Annotated in this window: 14 protein-coding genes and 3 pseudogenes; 5 read left to right on the top strand and 12 right to left on the bottom strand. The window is 35.4% G+C overall.

Translation table 11 applies throughout. The features are described from left to right. Window positions 1-87: 87 nt before the first annotated feature. Complete coding sequence (locus NOX90_RS03065) at window positions 88-795, top strand: class II aldolase/adducin family protein (protein WP_375604465.1); 708 nt, start codon at window positions 88-90, stop codon at window positions 793-795. A 334-nt stretch (window positions 796-1,129) separates the two neighbouring features. Here NOX90_RS03065 and radC read toward each other — a convergent pair. From radC to NOX90_RS03045, 4 genes and pseudogenes are all read right to left on the bottom strand, one after another. Further along, window positions 1,130-1,759 (bottom strand): annotated as a pseudogene (gene radC, locus NOX90_RS03060) (RadC family protein). A gap of 67 nt (window positions 1,760-1,826) precedes the next feature. Further along, window positions 1,827-2,144 carry a transposase gene (locus NOX90_RS03055; RefSeq protein WP_375604464.1) on the bottom strand — a complete coding sequence of 106 codons (318 nt, stop codon included), beginning with the start codon at window positions 2,142-2,144 and terminating at the stop codon, window positions 1,827-1,829. Then, window positions 2,050-2,247, bottom strand: a complete 198-nt coding sequence (locus tag NOX90_RS03050) for a transposase (protein WP_375604568.1) — start codon at window positions 2,245-2,247, stop codon at window positions 2,050-2,052. Before NOX90_RS03050 ends, NOX90_RS03055 begins: the two co-directional genes overlap by 95 nt. Before the next feature lie 64 nt (window positions 2,248-2,311). Further along, window positions 2,312-2,554, bottom strand: a complete 243-nt coding sequence (locus tag NOX90_RS03045; RefSeq protein WP_375603621.1) for a transposase — start codon at window positions 2,552-2,554, stop codon at window positions 2,312-2,314. Window positions 2,555-3,216: 662 nt separating this feature from the next. Between NOX90_RS03045 and NOX90_RS03035 the strand changes: the two genes are divergently transcribed. From NOX90_RS03035 to NOX90_RS03025, 3 genes are all read left to right on the top strand, one after another. Then, window positions 3,217-4,323 (top strand): D-alanyl-D-alanine carboxypeptidase family protein, encoded by a 1,107-nt coding sequence (locus NOX90_RS03035; RefSeq protein ID WP_375604463.1) that lies wholly within the window; start codon window positions 3,217-3,219, stop codon window positions 4,321-4,323. A gap of 99 nt (window positions 4,324-4,422) precedes the next feature. Beyond that, on the top strand, window positions 4,423-4,737 hold the full coding sequence (locus NOX90_RS03030; RefSeq protein WP_250294651.1) for a DMT family transporter: 315 nt from the start codon (window positions 4,423-4,425) through the stop codon (window positions 4,735-4,737). A gap of 16 nt (window positions 4,738-4,753) precedes the next feature. Then, window positions 4,754-5,071 carry a DMT family transporter gene (locus NOX90_RS03025; RefSeq protein WP_375604462.1) on the top strand — a complete coding sequence of 106 codons (318 nt, stop codon included), beginning with the start codon at window positions 4,754-4,756 and terminating at the stop codon, window positions 5,069-5,071. A gap of 155 nt (window positions 5,072-5,226) precedes the next feature. Here the strand turns inward: NOX90_RS03025 and NOX90_RS03020 are convergent, their stop codons facing one another. Then, window positions 5,227-8,007, bottom strand: coding sequence for a PD-(D/E)XK nuclease family protein (locus tag NOX90_RS03020; RefSeq protein ID WP_375604461.1), 2,781 nt, complete (start codon window positions 8,005-8,007; stop codon window positions 5,227-5,229). A 100-nt stretch (window positions 8,008-8,107) separates the two neighbouring features. Between NOX90_RS03020 and NOX90_RS03015 the strand changes: the two genes are divergently transcribed. Beyond that, complete coding sequence (locus tag NOX90_RS03015) at window positions 8,108-11,116, top strand: phosphoribosylformylglycinamidine synthase subunit PurL (protein WP_375604460.1); 3,009 nt, start codon at window positions 8,108-8,110, stop codon at window positions 11,114-11,116. Between the two features lie 893 nt (window positions 11,117-12,009). On the opposite strand, the pseudogene NOX90_RS03010 reads toward NOX90_RS03015, so the two are convergent. From NOX90_RS03010 to NOX90_RS02980, 7 genes and pseudogenes are all read right to left on the bottom strand, one after another. Then, window positions 12,010-12,204, bottom strand: a pseudogene (locus NOX90_RS03010) (transposase); the annotation flags it as partial. Between the two features lie 59 nt (window positions 12,205-12,263). After that, on the bottom strand, window positions 12,264-13,040 hold the full coding sequence (locus NOX90_RS03005) for a hypothetical protein (protein WP_375604587.1): 777 nt from the start codon (window positions 13,038-13,040) through the stop codon (window positions 12,264-12,266). A gap of 65 nt (window positions 13,041-13,105) precedes the next feature. After that, window positions 13,106-13,426, bottom strand: a pseudogene (locus tag NOX90_RS03000) (phage tail tube protein); the annotation flags it as partial. A 15-nt stretch (window positions 13,427-13,441) separates the two neighbouring features. Further along, window positions 13,442-13,825 (bottom strand): transposase, encoded by a 384-nt coding sequence (locus NOX90_RS02995; protein ID WP_375604573.1) that lies wholly within the window; start codon window positions 13,823-13,825, stop codon window positions 13,442-13,444. Window positions 13,826-13,842: 17 nt separating this feature from the next. After that, complete coding sequence (locus NOX90_RS02990) at window positions 13,843-14,208, bottom strand: transposase (RefSeq protein WP_375603639.1); 366 nt, start codon at window positions 14,206-14,208, stop codon at window positions 13,843-13,845. 12 nt (window positions 14,209-14,220) lie between these two features. Beyond that, entirely contained in the window at window positions 14,221-14,757 is a 537-nt protein-coding gene (locus NOX90_RS02985) for an ankyrin repeat domain-containing protein (protein WP_375604459.1), read from the bottom strand. A 735-nt stretch (window positions 14,758-15,492) separates the two neighbouring features. Continuing rightward, complete coding sequence (locus NOX90_RS02980; protein ID WP_375604458.1) at window positions 15,493-16,089, bottom strand: RDD family protein; 597 nt, start codon at window positions 16,087-16,089, stop codon at window positions 15,493-15,495. Between the last annotated feature and the right edge of the window lie 16 nt (window positions 16,090-16,105).

The raw sequence follows: 16,105 nt of genomic DNA, 5'->3' as shown, positions 1-16,105 counted from the left end.
TTCAGAAAGCAAGACGGAGTGGCATAGACTTATTAGTTTACTACAAGCCTTTTTTCGTGTATAAATCTTCAGAAGATTTTAACAGTGATGTTAACAGAAAGCAAAGTAAAAAGGGATCTGGTTTACGCCTATCAAATTTTGTCTTACCTTAAGCTGGATGACCATACATACACTCATCTCTCGGTACGTTCTCAAGATCAAAAGTCGTTTTATATTTACCCATTTGGTATACGCTTTAGTGAAGTAAATGAGAATTCATTGATGAGAGTATCACTTGATGGAAATGTGATTGAGGGTACAGAATATCAATATAATAAAACTGGCTATGTAATCCACGGTTTTATTTATCAAGCAAGAAAAGACATTCAAGCAATTTTTCATCTGCATACACCCTCTATTGTGGCAGTTTCCTCTCTCAAAGATGGGCTGATTCCTACAAGTCAATGGGCACTGCACTTTTATAATAAAATATCTTACCATGATTATAACTCCCTGGCACTTGATGATGCAGAAGGAAAGAGACTAATAGCTGACCTGAAAGAGAATTTTGTGATGTTAATGCGTAATCATGGATCCATAACGTGTGGTCGGACTATACAAGAAGCAATGTTCTACACATATCATTTAGAACAAGCGTGCAAAACTCAATGTTTAGCGTTAGCAATGAATAAGGAGTTATCAATTCCAAGTGAAGAAATTTGCTCAAAAGCTGTAAAGGATCTCCTATCTTTTGAAAGCAATCTTGGTGAGAGGGATTGGCACGCATGGGTTAGGCTACTTAAAAGTAAGTTATAAGAGGCTTTTTGCACTACTATCTTCCATCCCATTTCTTGTTATCCAAGTGCCCTCTTCTTGTCATCCCAGTGCCCTGACTACTTGGATCCAGGAAACTTAATTGCAAGTAATGCATTGGTTTTGGTGAGTATGGGTTTTGCGTTATAGAATGAAAAACTTTTGGTGAATTTGTAAAGAAAACTTGATCCCAGTGTCAGCTACTCGGATGACAAAAAAAGGAGCACTGGAATGACAGCAGTCCTACGTCATACCGTCACGGTATCTCTAGATCTCGCTAACAAGCAGCGGGATGACGATTGTCGATAAACCTAAGTTACTGTAGCTATAAAAGCTTTCACAATAACCTATTTTCCTTGAAACTAAAATAGCTACTGAATGTAATAATAATGTGGTCTATTAATTCTATTCCTATACTTTGGCAAGCTTCTGCTAGTTGTTTAGTGAGAGATATATCGCTATTTGAAGGTTGTGTATCTCCGCTTGGATGATTGTGAGATATTACAATGGATGTTGAACCAATCAAAAGTGCGCGCTTGATGATCTCTCTGACATAAAGAGGAGTTTGATCTACTGTACCAATGTTTTGCAGGTCTTCCGCTATTAGACGGTACTTTTTATTCATATAGATGACGCGAAAATTTTCCTTATTGAGGCTTCCTATACTTATTCTTAAATAATCAAGCAATTTTTCCCAGTTATCGATTATAGGCAGATCTTTTATTTCTTCTCTTGCAGAGCGAACGAAGGCTTGTTTTACACAAAAGATGGCAGATATCGCTGCATTGCTAACACCATCAACGTTTTATAGCGCTTCCAGGTCAGCATTAAAAACTTTATTCAAACTGCCAAAATTTTCTATCAAACTCTTTGCCACCGGTTTTACATCAATTCTACTGTATGCTGAATATAAAATGTGCTCTAAAACCTCATAATCAAGTAATGATTGTCCATTATCTAAAATAATTTTCTCCCTTAGAGCATGTCTTCAAACTCAAGAATGAGCTAATTTGTGAAGCATAATAGTGATCATATTAAAAAAAGATGTTATTTTTTGAAGTGAGAGGAGAATGCTCATAATCCTTACTCATACGTCTAAAATTGGAGAGCCAAGCAAAGGTTCTCTCAACAATCCAACGTTTAGGAATAACCTGAAATCCTGTATCAACTACTTTCTTGGTAATCGTCAACAAACATCCAGTTTCCAATAAACAGCGGTTTTGCAATTTACCTGTATATCCTTGATCAGCAAAAAACTTACGTAATGTTGGAGCTTTGCATTTGGCTTGAACAAAAAGATTTAGTTGCACCATCACGATCTTGAATGCTTGCACTGTGTACTTCAGCAGCAATTACAAGACCTAGAGTATCTACAACGATGTGGCGTTTTCTACCCTTTACTTTCTTGCCAGCATCATATCCTCTGGATCCCCTTTTTGAGTGGTTTTTACTGATTGACTGTCAATTATTCCTACTGATGGAGTTTCATTCTTACCAATTATCTTTCTTAGTTTTTTAACTAGAAAATCATGAATTTCTTGCCATATTCCACTTTTTTTAAACGCGAATTACAACTATACACGGTTTTCCATGGTGGAAAATTCTTAGGTAGTTGTCTCCATTGACAGCCTGTTCTCATCACATACCTTATTGCATCGATAATCGTTCTGATACTGTGTTTTCTTGGTCTGCCGGTCTTTTTAGGTTCAAAATATTGCTCTATCATCTTCCATTCTTTGTCACTTATATCGCTTGGGTACATTTAAAATATATCTTATAACACACTTCTTAACTCCTTTCTACTTAGTTTGAAGACATGCTCTTAGGCGCTTTCTATGCCCCTTTTTGTAATTTTTCATCATTAATGAATNNTTGCTTATCTCTTGTATAATAAGAAATTAGATTTTTAAGTAAAATATTTAATAAAGCGCATGACGCACAATTGTAAGAACATTTGTTTACGGAGGTAGTNGTGTTAAATATTATGGCCAGTTTTGCCTCAAACACAAAGGTGTCATCCGAAAGGGAGGGTGTCATGCAAGTAGCTGACACTGGTTCCTTTATAACAGCAGTGCCCCTTTTCCTGTCATCCCAGTCCCCTATAGTGTCATCCGAGTAGCTGACACTGGTTTATTATGCAGCCACTTATTTAAAGTTAAGTTTTCTGGATCCCAGTGTCAGCTACTCGGATGACAAAAAAAGGAGTGCTGGAATGACACCCTTCACGGGCTCTTAAATTGCTTTAGCCACAAACATTAAGCAAACGAAAAAAAGGCAAAAAACCTAGGATAGCTAATTATTCACTGTCCTTATGATAAGGGGGCTGGCGGAGTTTGTCAAGGAATTTTTATGCAAGAGATCTATTGAAATGCCCCTGTAAAATTATACTATTAATTAGTACACTATAAATTTAAAATTATAGATATGTTAAGCAGATTGGTAATTTTGCTATTAGTTTTTATACTTCCTTTTTCTTCATACTCATACCAGTTTAGAACCAAAGCAAAGCAAGCAGTAGTTTTAGATTTGGCTTCAGACTCGTTCATTTTTGACCATAATTCTGATGAAAAAATGGCCCCATCTTCAATGAGCAAGCTAATGACTTTATATGTAGCATTCGATTATCTAAAAGCTGGAATAATACACATGGAGGATAAATTTCGAGTAAGTAGAAAAGCGTGGGAAAGAAAAGGCTCTTCTATGTTTTTGAAAGAAGGTCAATTTGTTACAGTGAGAGAATTACTTGAAGGAATTACAATAGTTTCAGGTAATGATGCCTGCATAACACTAGCCGAGGGCATTGCAGGATCAGAAGAGAACTTTGTGGCTGAAATGAATGAGGTTGCACAAAATTTGAATCTGAATGACAGTCATTTTGTCAACTCAAGTGGGTGGCCAGATGGAGATCATTTTATGAGTGCAAAAGACTTGGTAATGCTGGCAAAAAGGATTTTCACCGATTTTCCTGAATATTATGATTTATTTTCTGAACAATATTTGACATATAATGAAATTGTACAAAAGAATAAAAATCTTCTACTTTTTCACGATATTGGGGTTGACGGTTTAAAAACCGGTTATACAAATGCTGGCGGTTACGGCATTGTAGCATCTGCAGAACGAAATGATAGGAGAATTTTTGCTATCGTAAATGGTTTAAACACTGAGAAAGAGCGAATAGAAGAAGCAAAAAGACTGATACAATACTCCTTAAATCATTTTAACACCAAGAAAATATTCGCTAAGGATAGCGTAGTTGAGGAAGTAAATGTTCTCTATGGAAAAGATAAAAAAGTGCCTATTACAGTTGTAAACGATGTTACCATAACTTACAACCGCAAATTGCATGACCAAATTAAGGTGCGTATTGAATATAAAGATATGATACCTGCACCAATTAAAAAAGGTCAAGAAGTGGGCAAAGTTTTTGTAGAAATACCAGGCATTGAACAACAAACTACACCACTTTATGCAGCAAATGACGTGCAGGAATTGAATTTCGTAGAAAAGTTTTTTAGGATGTTATTTTAAGTTTGATATTAAAGTAATTTCGAAAGAGAGATCTATTGCACTTTAGTGTAGTTTTAACTAACAATTTCTGTTACAATACAAGATTGAAATGTTACGAAAATGTGCTGGTTATATTTGTTGCTGTCTAGTATCCTAGAGATACTGTGGGCTGTAACGCTAAAGTTTAGTAACAGTTTTACTAAGGTTGTGCCTTCGATTGCAACATTGGTAATTATGATCATTAGCATTTATTTTTTATCTCTTGCAGCATGCTTTCTACCTATTAGAGTATGCTATGCAGTTTCCTCTGGAATATGCACAATTGGAATAACTATAATTGGTGCAACCGCTTTCACAGAGAATATTAATTTATCTCAAGTTTTATGTATCGTTTTAATTGTAATAGGAACCATAGGGCTAAAGCTCTCTATTTAAACCTAAAAATCTATGCATGAATTGGATATATTTACTCTTATCGTCACTAATTGAAGTGTTCTGGGTCATAACACTTAAGCATAGTTGTGGATTTACTCATCTCGTACCATCAATAATTAGCATATTCTCCATGGCTCTTAGTACGTATTTACTTTCGCTCGCTATACGTTCTATACCTATCGGAGTATGCTATGCAATTTGGACTGGAGTAGGTGCTATAGGAGCTTCGATACTTGGAGTTTATCTATTTAATGAACCAGTTAATTTATTCGAAGTAATATGCTTTATTTTAGTTACATTCGGGATTATAGGATTAAAATTGTTTAGTACATAGTCCGAAGTGGCGGCCAATGGCGGCTCTTGCCGAGAATTTACGGCAATTACAGGAGTATAAAATGCTACTTAATGAACAAATTTACTGCAATTGGTATGCTTAAATTTGAAATATTCGCATAAAATTATTTACCCTGTTACCACACATGACACCATTTACAACCACTCCCCTACCCTTTCTAGCTGTTTATAGCTGTTAAACCTCAGAAAATATGGAGAGGCAATAAAGGGAATAGTATCTCTTAAATAATTAGATAAAAAATCTGGCAAATCATTCTGAAATTCTAGCATTTTTTGTCTATAATCTCGTAAAGAAATAACTTTTATTTTATCATAATCAAGTTTCCAATAAGCAAGTTCTGAAACTTCTCTTTTTGTTATATGTTCTACCGCTAAGGCTTGTAAAATTAATTGCGGAAAAAACCCCGACATCACTTCTTCATTGGAAGGTGGTGAACCAAGTTTATAGTCTATAATTGCTACTTGCCCACTTGGTAGATACTCAACTCTATCACATCTTGCTGTCAGTAAAATTTCTTGTGGCCTATTTGTTATCCCAGCAGTTTCATACTGATCACAAGAACCAGCGTCACGCGCTGGAATATGAAATATCGGACAGGAAAAGCTCTTTTCCAACTCAACATCATTGCTTCGAGTCTCATCAAATTCGACAAAAGATTGAATTATCTTTTGTAGTCTTACCCACCACATATTTGAAAAATTAAACTGACTAGTCGAAAATGCTTTTCGTGCAATGCTCATTGGCGATTTTTTGTTGCGTAAATATCTTGCAAGAATGTTGTGTACCATAGTGCCAAATTCCAATATCGATGGCTTAAAATTCAAGTCTCTTAATTGTTTAAGGCCCAGTATATATTCAACGTAAAATGAATAAGGGTTGCGGATTAGTTTTTCCACCGCACTACAAGACATCACCTGCATTTTTTCTTTTCTAACTTCGGTTTGAGGTTTTGGCATAGGCTGAGTACATGGAACAGTACATTCAGGCGTATTTAATACCCTCAGCCAATCACGATAAGGATATTTCCCCTGCTTAAACATAATTTCCAAACGCTGCAATAGAATTGGTTTTCTATGGCTTAGCGATCTTGTAATATAAACCTTACTTGTGCAAAACAAATTGTGTAAAGTATAAAAAAANTACCCCTGCTCTTCTTGCACAGAAGGAAGGTTAAATTTTTCTCTCGTAAGTGCATTCAAAAGCGGACTTTGAAAGCTTGGCGCTTCATTAAATCCAGCAAGTATTACAACTTTGTTGTGATATAAGCTGAATTTATTCAAGTCACTTGCTACAGAGAAAAACTCTTTCTCTAAAAATAAAGTCAGAATTTGGCTATATAACTCTAAGGAGCACTTAATTTCTATACCCTCACATGCATTCAAGAAATTACAGGTAAAATTACCTATTTCACTGTTTAGCTCTGAAAAATTTATACCAGATAGCATATTAATACACTGCAAATGAGTTGCCACCATATCAGAAATAGGGCAATTTATAGAATTAAGCAAAAGATTAAGTATAGCCTCTAACTTACTGATAATAAATAATATATCTTCTTTGTATTTTAGCTTTTTATGGGCATTGATAGCATTTATAATATCACTCAGGCCATTTGTACTAAAGTTGCGTAATATCTCTATTTCAAATTCAGATAAAATCTGAGAGTACTCTTCTTGAGTGTAATCAAAAGTCACTAGCCTATGTTTAAGGAGCGAAAGTAATGCCACACTGTTCCAATTTGAGGTCAAAACTTCGATACTATAAAGTAGGAGCGTTATATAAGAATAATTTTCCGATATGGTACTGTGTTGCCTTGATAAACATGCTATACGAGCTGCAAGTAATTTATCAAAGACAACCAAAGAAACGTTTTCATAACCTTCATTTTCTATAATTAATGATGTCACTTGTGCTTCTTCCTCTCTGGAATCGCAAGTGATGACTTCAATATTTTCAATTGATCTACCACCAACTTTGCTCAGATCGGCAGTTGTATCAAAGATACAATCAAGATATTCCTCAGGACTTCCTGTTATCCCAGCCCTTTCTTCTGTCATCCAAGTAGCTGACACTGGGGTCCAGTTTTCATTATACAGCCACCTGGTGCGCTCATTTAAAGTTAAGTTTTCTGGATCCCCGTGTCGGAGCACTGGAGAACACGCTTCTGGTAGAAAACTAACATCTCTTCTATCTACATTTAGATAATCGAGTAGATCTTTCAGACAATATTGATAGTGTTTTTTATCAAGCAATTTCCAGTCTTTCTCTTCAATTTTCAAATTCAGGTTAGGCAAAATTATTTTTCCAAATGGCAGGTCATATATAGCCTTGATCAACGACTTATCCTTTCCAATTCCAACAAAGATTATATGTTGGTCTTTTTGTAAAGAGATTATCATATTGTTTATGTAATCACTCTTATGTTTTAATATATCTACTACTTCTAAATCTTTTAAAGTTTTACTCCAAGTCTCAATGAGTAAGCTTATGAAATTCTCTATTTTTTTTGAATGTTCATCAAATTGATAACAATCCGTTGTTTGGGTAGATTGAAGCAGTGATGGCAGGCTATAAGCTAAATCAATTGGAAAATTGTCGTTATTTTTTCTATTCCACTCTAATATGAATTGAATGAGTAGCAGCATCCTTTTTGTTAGCTTGATAACTTTGACTCTATCAAGATTTAATATTAAATCCTCCTCATCGATGTTCTCTAGCGAAACTATCTCTGGCAAAATTATGCATTTTTTAGCATTATGATTCTTGAATGCACTCAGCAGCGCTATCACATCCCTCTTGCAAGGAAGTATGATTTTTACTTCAGGAATTTTTTCTCTTTCATATTCAGAAAATATGTGCTGAACCAGCACATCAAAAAGGGATTCATCCACATTAACGGTAAAAACTCTTCCCACTAACAGTAACAATTAATACAATACTTTTATTATATAGAAATTATTCAAAATATAAATGTGCTTGTATGCTATTATATATTAAAGTCTTTCACAATATTACATGGCAAACATTAGAATAGAAGTTTTAAATAAATGTGAGCAAGTTGGCCGCAGATGGTTAGTTAACGTTTACTCGATTTACATACGCAAAGGATTACCATCCAAATTATATGAAGAAATTTGCGGGCTATTTTATAATAAAGTCATACAAGACTGCCGTTATTATTCCTACAATGAAAACCTTGAAGAAGTTCCGTATGATTTCATAGAACCACAAGCAAAGTGGGGCTTGGAGATAAGCTTTTTACCTGGCATGACCGATAATGTAGGCAACACAGTGAAACAAATTGTTAGAGAATATTTAATAAGCAAGAACTACATTGATGAAAATGTTTATATCAAAGCAAGAAGTTCAAAATTGATTCTAAGTCAAGCAACTGAAGATGACATAAAACAAGAATTCAATCCTATCACTGAGTATTGCACACTTATCTGTAAAGAAAATAATAACTATAGCTGGAAATATTATGGTAAATACAAAGCAAACTCTTCAGCGCTCTCTTACTTGTCATCCCAGTGCCCAGACACTGGGATCCAGAAAAAAGATGTAGATTCCAGTGTCAGCTACTCAAATGACACCATTAATGGTAAAGCCAAATCTGTTAACCTAAATGTAAGTGACCAAGAACTTGAGAAAATCAGCAGAGATGGAATCGATGGTAATGGCACTTTAGGGCTCTCGCTGACAGCAATGAAAGCTATAAAGGATTACTTTAAAAAACTTAATAGAAATCCATATGATATTGAACTTGAGTCCCTAGCACAAACTTGGTCTGAACATTGTAAACACAATATTTTTTGCTCCCCTATTGATGAAATAAAAGACGGTCTATATGCTCATTATATTAAGCGTGCAACGCGTGAGATAAATTCTGACATATGCGTGTCAGTTTTCTCCGACAACGCAGGAGGAATAATTTTTGATGACGATTACTTAATCGTAGATAAAGTTGAAACTCACAATAGCCCTTCGGCGCTTGATCCGTTTGGTGGAGCAATGACTGGAGTGCTTGGAGTAAATCGTGATATAGTTGGTTTCGGTAAAGGCGCAGAGCCTATAATGAATACCTATTATTTCTGCTTTGCCAAAGAAGCAAAAGGCAAATTTTATAGGGATAAAGAGCGCACTGATGAGATCTTACCGCCAAAATATATAATGAAAGAAGTGATCCATGGCGTTAATGTTGCTGGTAACTGTTCTGGCATTCCAACACAACTTGGATCGGTATATTTTGACGATAGATTTTGTGGCAAGCCGCTGGTCTTTGTTGGGAGTGTAGGAATTATTCCACGCAATATAAATAATACACCTTCACACATTAAAGGACCAAAAAATGGCGATAAGATTATAATTATTGGCGGAAGAGTTGGAAGAGATGGAATTCACGGTGCAACGTTCTCTTCAGAGGCTTTATCGGGAAATAGCCCTTCAACAATTGTGCAAATTGGTGACCCTATAACACAANAAAAATTATCCAATGCCGTTATAGAAGCAAGAGATCTTAGTCTTTATAACGCAATAACGGACAATGGAGCAGGTGGTCTATCATCTTCTATTGGTGAAATGGGAAAAGACGGATTTGAAGTTGATTTGAGCAAGGTTCTACTTAAGAACGATGGTATGGCTCCATGGGAAATATGGATATCAGAATCACAAGAGAGAATGACCTTAGCAGTGCCAGAAGAAAATCTTCCTGTGTTTAAGCAAATCATGAAAAAACATGATGTGGAGGTTTGTGTGATTGGAGAGTTTAACGAAAGTGGTAAAGCTGTTGTTAAATGTCCTAAAGGGAAAGTAATAATGGATATCGGAACTGAATTTCTGCATGACGGTAATCCCAAAGTGCATTTACAAACAAAGCCATGGTTCAAGGAGCCTGCAAACATTTTACGCCAAAACTCATCTAATGGTGGAATTGAATGTGAAATGGATTCCAGTTTGCATAACACCTTTGCACTAAAAGAAATGCTGAGCAGACCAAACATTTGCAGCAAAGAGTTCATAGTGGTGCAATATGACCATGAGGTTCAAGGGTCGTCAGTGCTAAAACCACTGCAGGGCAAGGGAAGAGTGTGCAGTGAAGCTGTTGTCTCAAGGCCAATCCTTTCTTCAAATAAAGGTGTTGTAAAATCGCAAGGATTTGGCTCAAGTTATGGAGAAATTGACACTTACCATATGGCAGCATGTGCAATTGACACCGCGATACGCAACTATGTAGCCGCAGGAGGAAATATAAATCACTTAGCATTGCTCGATAATTTTTGTTGGTGTGATGCTTACAATCCAGAAAAGTTGTGGCAACTAAAGAAAGCTGCGGAAGCTTGTTATGATTACGCAACTGCATTTAAAACGCCATTCATATCCGGAAAAGATAGTATGTTTAATGACTTTAAGGGATATGACGAAAATGGCGAGAAAGTGATGATATCTGCACCACCTTCATTACTCATCTCAGCAATTGGAATTATAGAAAATATTGAAAATGCGGTATCGCTTGATGTAAAAATGCCGGGGGACTTGATATATGTACTTGGTACAACCCACGATGAGCTTGGTAGATCTGAATATCAATTATACAGTGGAATAGGTAATAACAACGTACCAAAAGTTGATGCAAAGAGCGCTAGGAAGTTGTATGAGCGTTACAACCAGGCAATAAAAGATGGCATAATTGCCTCTGCAATTGCACCAAACTTAGGCGGATTAATTATTGCTCTGGCAAAATCGCTAATTGCAGGAGATCTCGGCGCTGAAATCGATCTTTCACTAGTGCCAATAGGAGAAACACAAAATACAGACATAATAAACAAGATAATAATGTTTTCTGAATCGCAAAGTAGAATTTTGGTTACTATTGCACCACAAAGCCAGAAGAGGTTTGAAGAATTGTTTGAAGGCGCGGTTTATTCATGTATTGGTAAAGTAACAGAGAAAAAGGTGCTAAATATAAAGGATGTTTTAAAAGTAGATCTGAAAGATTTGGGAAATAGTTATAAATATTTTTTTTGATTATGCTAAATAACTCTTCCACTATGTGCAATATTTACTTAAAATGAACGTATATTATTAAATTTGGGTAGGTAACTATGTCTATTTTATCGATACTCTTGTTTATAAGTCTTTCTTTACTCAACACTTCAAATAAATTGATGATATGTGCTGCCTTATTTGTGGGAGCTGCTTTAGTTGTAAATTCAATGGTTGAATTTTATGGCAGAAGGAAAGCTACATACAGCTTAATAGTGTGTACAGCGCTATGTTGTGTTTTTAAATGGCAAAGTTTTAATTTGATGATATTGATTTCATATACTGCAATTTTAGTATCTCTTCTCTCAAGCATAATTATTTTTAAAAAATTGAGGTCCAAATTGAATTTTCATATGGCAAATCTCATTACTTTAATTATAGCATCAATGGTTGACAGTGCCGTTGTATGTGTTGGATTACTATACAAATTTTCTGCAGGTAAATGCCTATCAATATATACTAGAGACTTAATTTTTAAGTTTTCTTATGCGTCAGTATTGAGCATCTGCTTGTTTGCAGGAATGTATTTATTTTGCTTGGCGAACAAGAAATATTTTAAGATTTCCACATAACCTGTTTTCTGATAGCAGCTCTAAAAGGGTGCTAGCCAATGGAGAAATAGAGTTTTTGACCGAGAGAATTTACGTATCCGTTCAGCCAATGGCGTCAACTTAAGGAAAAATATCGGTGATAATGTATAAAATTTCTCTCTAAAATTTTTACCATTAAATTACCTAAAAGCTGCAATAAATAGCACTTTTGTTGCTGTTTTATTTCAACAAAGAAGTCTAAAATGTCCTTAAGTTGACGCCATTGTCCGCTCAGCTAAGCGGTGTGAGAGACGATAGATAGTATTCTGTTCACAGATTTTCACTTCACTCTTCAATCTTACTCATGGAAAGGCCAGTAAACTTAACAATGGCATTGACATCAATATTGTCAGCCAACATTGCCTTTGCCATTTCAATTTCTCTTGCCTTTCTACCTTCCTCTCTACCTTCCTCAAGTTTTTGTTCGAAGATAGCTTCCTCTTTGTACAGATCCATTATTCTTTCTTCATACGCTGTTATCCTATTTTTAAGTATTACAACTTTTGACCTAAAAGATAGAAAGAAATCAGAGAGTAAGTCTACACAGATCGACCCTTTTGTGGATCTGCGTTTCTGCTTTCCTCAACTTGTTTTGCAAAAGATGTTTCCTGCTTCTGAAGTGGTTTAGCAATTTCACGCACAACGGCAGTAACTGCTGTTAAAAATGTTTTTAACAATGCACCTAAAGCTCCACCAACTGCTTCCCTGCCATATATATGAGCTTGCTTTTCGTTATCGTCAGCAGTTTCCCCTGCCCTCCTTCTTGGATCCATCCTATGAGCAATCACCGAAAACAACACTCCCCTGATTGAAGACTTCACTCGTTTTTTTGCTTCATCATCATGTGCTGTTTCATGTCCATGACTTAAGTGTTTAGCGTTCATTAGCTCCTTTTGTTGCTGGGCAAACATGCTACTTAATACTTCTTCTATTGCTTGCTTCCTTCTTTTCTCTCTAACCCTTTTCATAGATTCTGATTTATCGCGAGTATGCTTTATGGTTTCAAATTCTGCATCAATATCTTCAGACGCAGCCTGACTATATAAAGTCTCTATGAGCCTGTCTATGCTTCGCTTTATTTGCATAGTCCTTTCGTAACTATCCGAATTATCAATTCCTTCGTCGATCTGATTTAGAATATCCTCAAAAACTTTCAAATAGTCTTGAATATACTGTATTATGTATTGCTTATCTTCCTCTTTGTGTTGTTCTTCTTGATTTTGCTGATTTTCATTTTCTAAACTTTTCTCTCTTTTATCATCGTTATTTTCTTCAATATTATCACCGTCTTCCTCAAAAAGGTCTTTTTCGTTCATGATTTTTTTTAATTTAGTTAAAATTCTCACCAGTTACTATTGTATATGAAAAAATTAAATTAACATTAATGAAAAGCGTTTACAACTTCAGCACTCGCTAAAATTACAGTAAAACTGTCAAAAGCAGCGGGGTCATAATATCTCTCATACAGTTCAACTGAACACCGTAATCTGATCTTTTCCTTAGCATTAAAACTAATTTCATAATCATTATTAGAGTTTAGCATAGCAGAATTACGTAATAGTTCATCAGCTAATACAGAGTCTAAAATCCCATTAATTTTTATTGTAATATGTCTGCTTCCAGCAGAGTCCAATACTTTTCTCCAGCCAAAAGAAGAAATATCTTTCACCTCTTCTCTGTTATTGCGCAAGGTAAACCTTAGAGCATGTCTTCAAACTCAAGAATGAGCTAATTTGTGAAGCATAATAGTGATCATATTAAAAAAGATGTTATTTTTTGAAGTGAGAGGAGAATGCTCATAATCCTTACTCATACGTCTAAAATTGGAGAGCCAAGCAAAGGTTCTCTCAACAATCCAACGTTTAGGAATAACCTGAAATCCTGTATCAACTACTTTCTTGGTAATCGTCAACAAACATCCAGTTTCCAATAAACAGCGGTTTTGCAATTTACCTGTATATCCTTGATCAGCAAAAAACTTACGTAATGTTGGAGCTTTGCATTTGGCTTGAACAAAAAGATTTAGTGCACCATCACGATCTTGAATGCTTGCACTGTGTACTTCAGCAGCAATTACAAGACCTAGAGTATCTACAACGATGTGGCGTTTTCTACCCTTTACTTTCTTGCCAGCATCATATCCTCTGGATCCCCTTTTTGAGTGGTTTTTACTGATTGACTGTCAATTATTCCTACTGATGGAGTTTCATTCTTACCAATTATCTTTCTTAGTTTTTTAACTAGAAAATCATGAATTTCTTGCCATATTCCACTTTTTTTTAAACGCGAATTACAACTATACACGGTTTTCCATGGTGGAAAATTCTTAGGTAGTTGTCTCCATTGACAGCCTGTTCTCATCACATACCTTATTGCATCGATAATCGTTCTGATACTGTGTTTTCTTGGTCTGCCGGTCTTTTTAGGTTCAAAATATTGCTCTATCATCTTCCATTCTTTGTCACTTATATCGCTTGGGTACATTTAAAATATATCTTATAACACACTTCTTAACTCCTTTCTACTTAGTTTGAAGACATGCTCTAACATTTTTATTATAGTATCCCTGTTTTGCACATCACCAACCATCTCTCTTGGAGTCTTACCTTTGCTTTTTAATGAAGGATTCACTCGATCATCATCTAGTAACAGCTTTATTATGTTCTCATGGCCATCAGAAGCAGCAATGTGCAAAGGAGTTGGTCCATCATCAGATCCATCTTTCACTTGAGTGTTAACACTTACTTTCTTTTCTAGTAGGAGTTCTACTATTGGTACACTGTTACATGCCACAGCAAGATGTAATAATGTCCAATCTTCCGCAATTTCTTCTGAAGTTTTTATACTGAATAGGTGATCTTTCCAGAGATCGTTTTTAAATTTGTTATATTCCCCACGATCTTCTTCAGGTAACTTCTTTTCTACCTCATATAACTCATCTTTTATTTTTTGGAGCAAATTATCCTCATTCAAATCTTTACTCTTACTCACATTGCATATTATTTCAAAAAACTTTTCCTTTTCTATTGCCATAACCTTTCCCTCTCAACTTATTTATTATTGCTGAACAGTCTCACAAAAAAGTTAAGTTTGTCGAAATTCCATGTTTGATCTAAAAATTAGTCATAAACATTTTCTTGTCTGTTATTCAATTCGTTGTTATGCAAACTGGTTCCTCTGTGAAGGCAGTACTGGAAACTTAATTGCAATTGGGTTTGGTGAATATGGGTTTTGCGTTATAGCTAACGCGAGCTCTACGTCATACCGCCGCGGTATCTCCGCTAACACATAGCGGGATGACGGTTGTCGTTTAGCTATAAACATTAAGAAATTTACTAAACGGAAAAAAAGGCAAAAGAAACCCCGTTGGTGACTAGTTATTTATATGTACTTCAAAATATTGGCGTTTTTTATTCTAAACGCTACGATTCAGCCGCTTTTAAATGCAACTAACCTAAATTATAAACGTTAAGAAATTTACTGAGCGGAAAAAAAGGCAAAGAAACCCCAAGGTAGCTAGTATTCAAATTCTCCCTTGTCTATTTGACGTCTTTTACTGTCTTAAACGACTTATAAGCGCGTTTCAGCTTATATAGGTAAAAACCCGAAGATTTTATAAAGACATAGAATGCACATAGTGCAAAAATTAAGCATGATTTACGCCAAATACATTAAGTTTTTTGTCATTAATCCACTGCAGAGATTGCGAAGATAAATAAATAGCTTCAGTTTCATGATAAGGGCGCTGGCGGAGTTTGTCAAGTAATTTTAGCTCTGCCTTCTGAGGCTTTTACTCGTGACAACCACTGTGCCTGCGATCTTATCGTGCCAAGTTTGGCAGCGTTTGTTGAAATTTGACCATAAAAAGCCCAAGAATAATGGTGCAACTGATAGTATGAGGGAAAANAATCTCTTGGTTGCTTGCCTTAAAGTCATTTTTCCGAAGGTTTGTGCATCCACAACTCTGAGCCCAAATAATAGTTTTCCAGGTGTAGCAGCAAACTTTACCCACATATATATTACATAGCAAAAGAGCATAATAAACTGGACTATTTGATTTAGAATCATTAATTTTACAAGTCTACTCTGCATTGCCTTTTCTTCTATAGAAAGTGGCACTTGCATTTGGTATTTTGCAGCAACTTGGCTTAATATTTTGCTATCCTCTGAGTTCATAAAGAACTGATTTAAGGCTTGGCTGCAAAACTGCAAGAACAAAACGATAATAATCAAATCAAGCAATACTGATATATAGCGCCTGAGGCCCGTTACATAACATATCCCATTTTCATCCTTTTTCACCTTTTGAATAACATTTATAGAAGAAAAAATAGAAAATAAACGATCAAAAAATTTATGTAACATATATACACTTTCCAAT

Source organism: Wolbachia endosymbiont of Anurida maritima, from assembly GCF_042182995.1.
In the GTDB taxonomy this organism is placed as follows: Bacteria; Pseudomonadota; Alphaproteobacteria; order Rickettsiales; family Anaplasmataceae; genus Wolbachia.
Note: the sequence above shows the minus strand (reverse complement) of the source record. Positions and strands in the feature narration are given on the sequence as shown.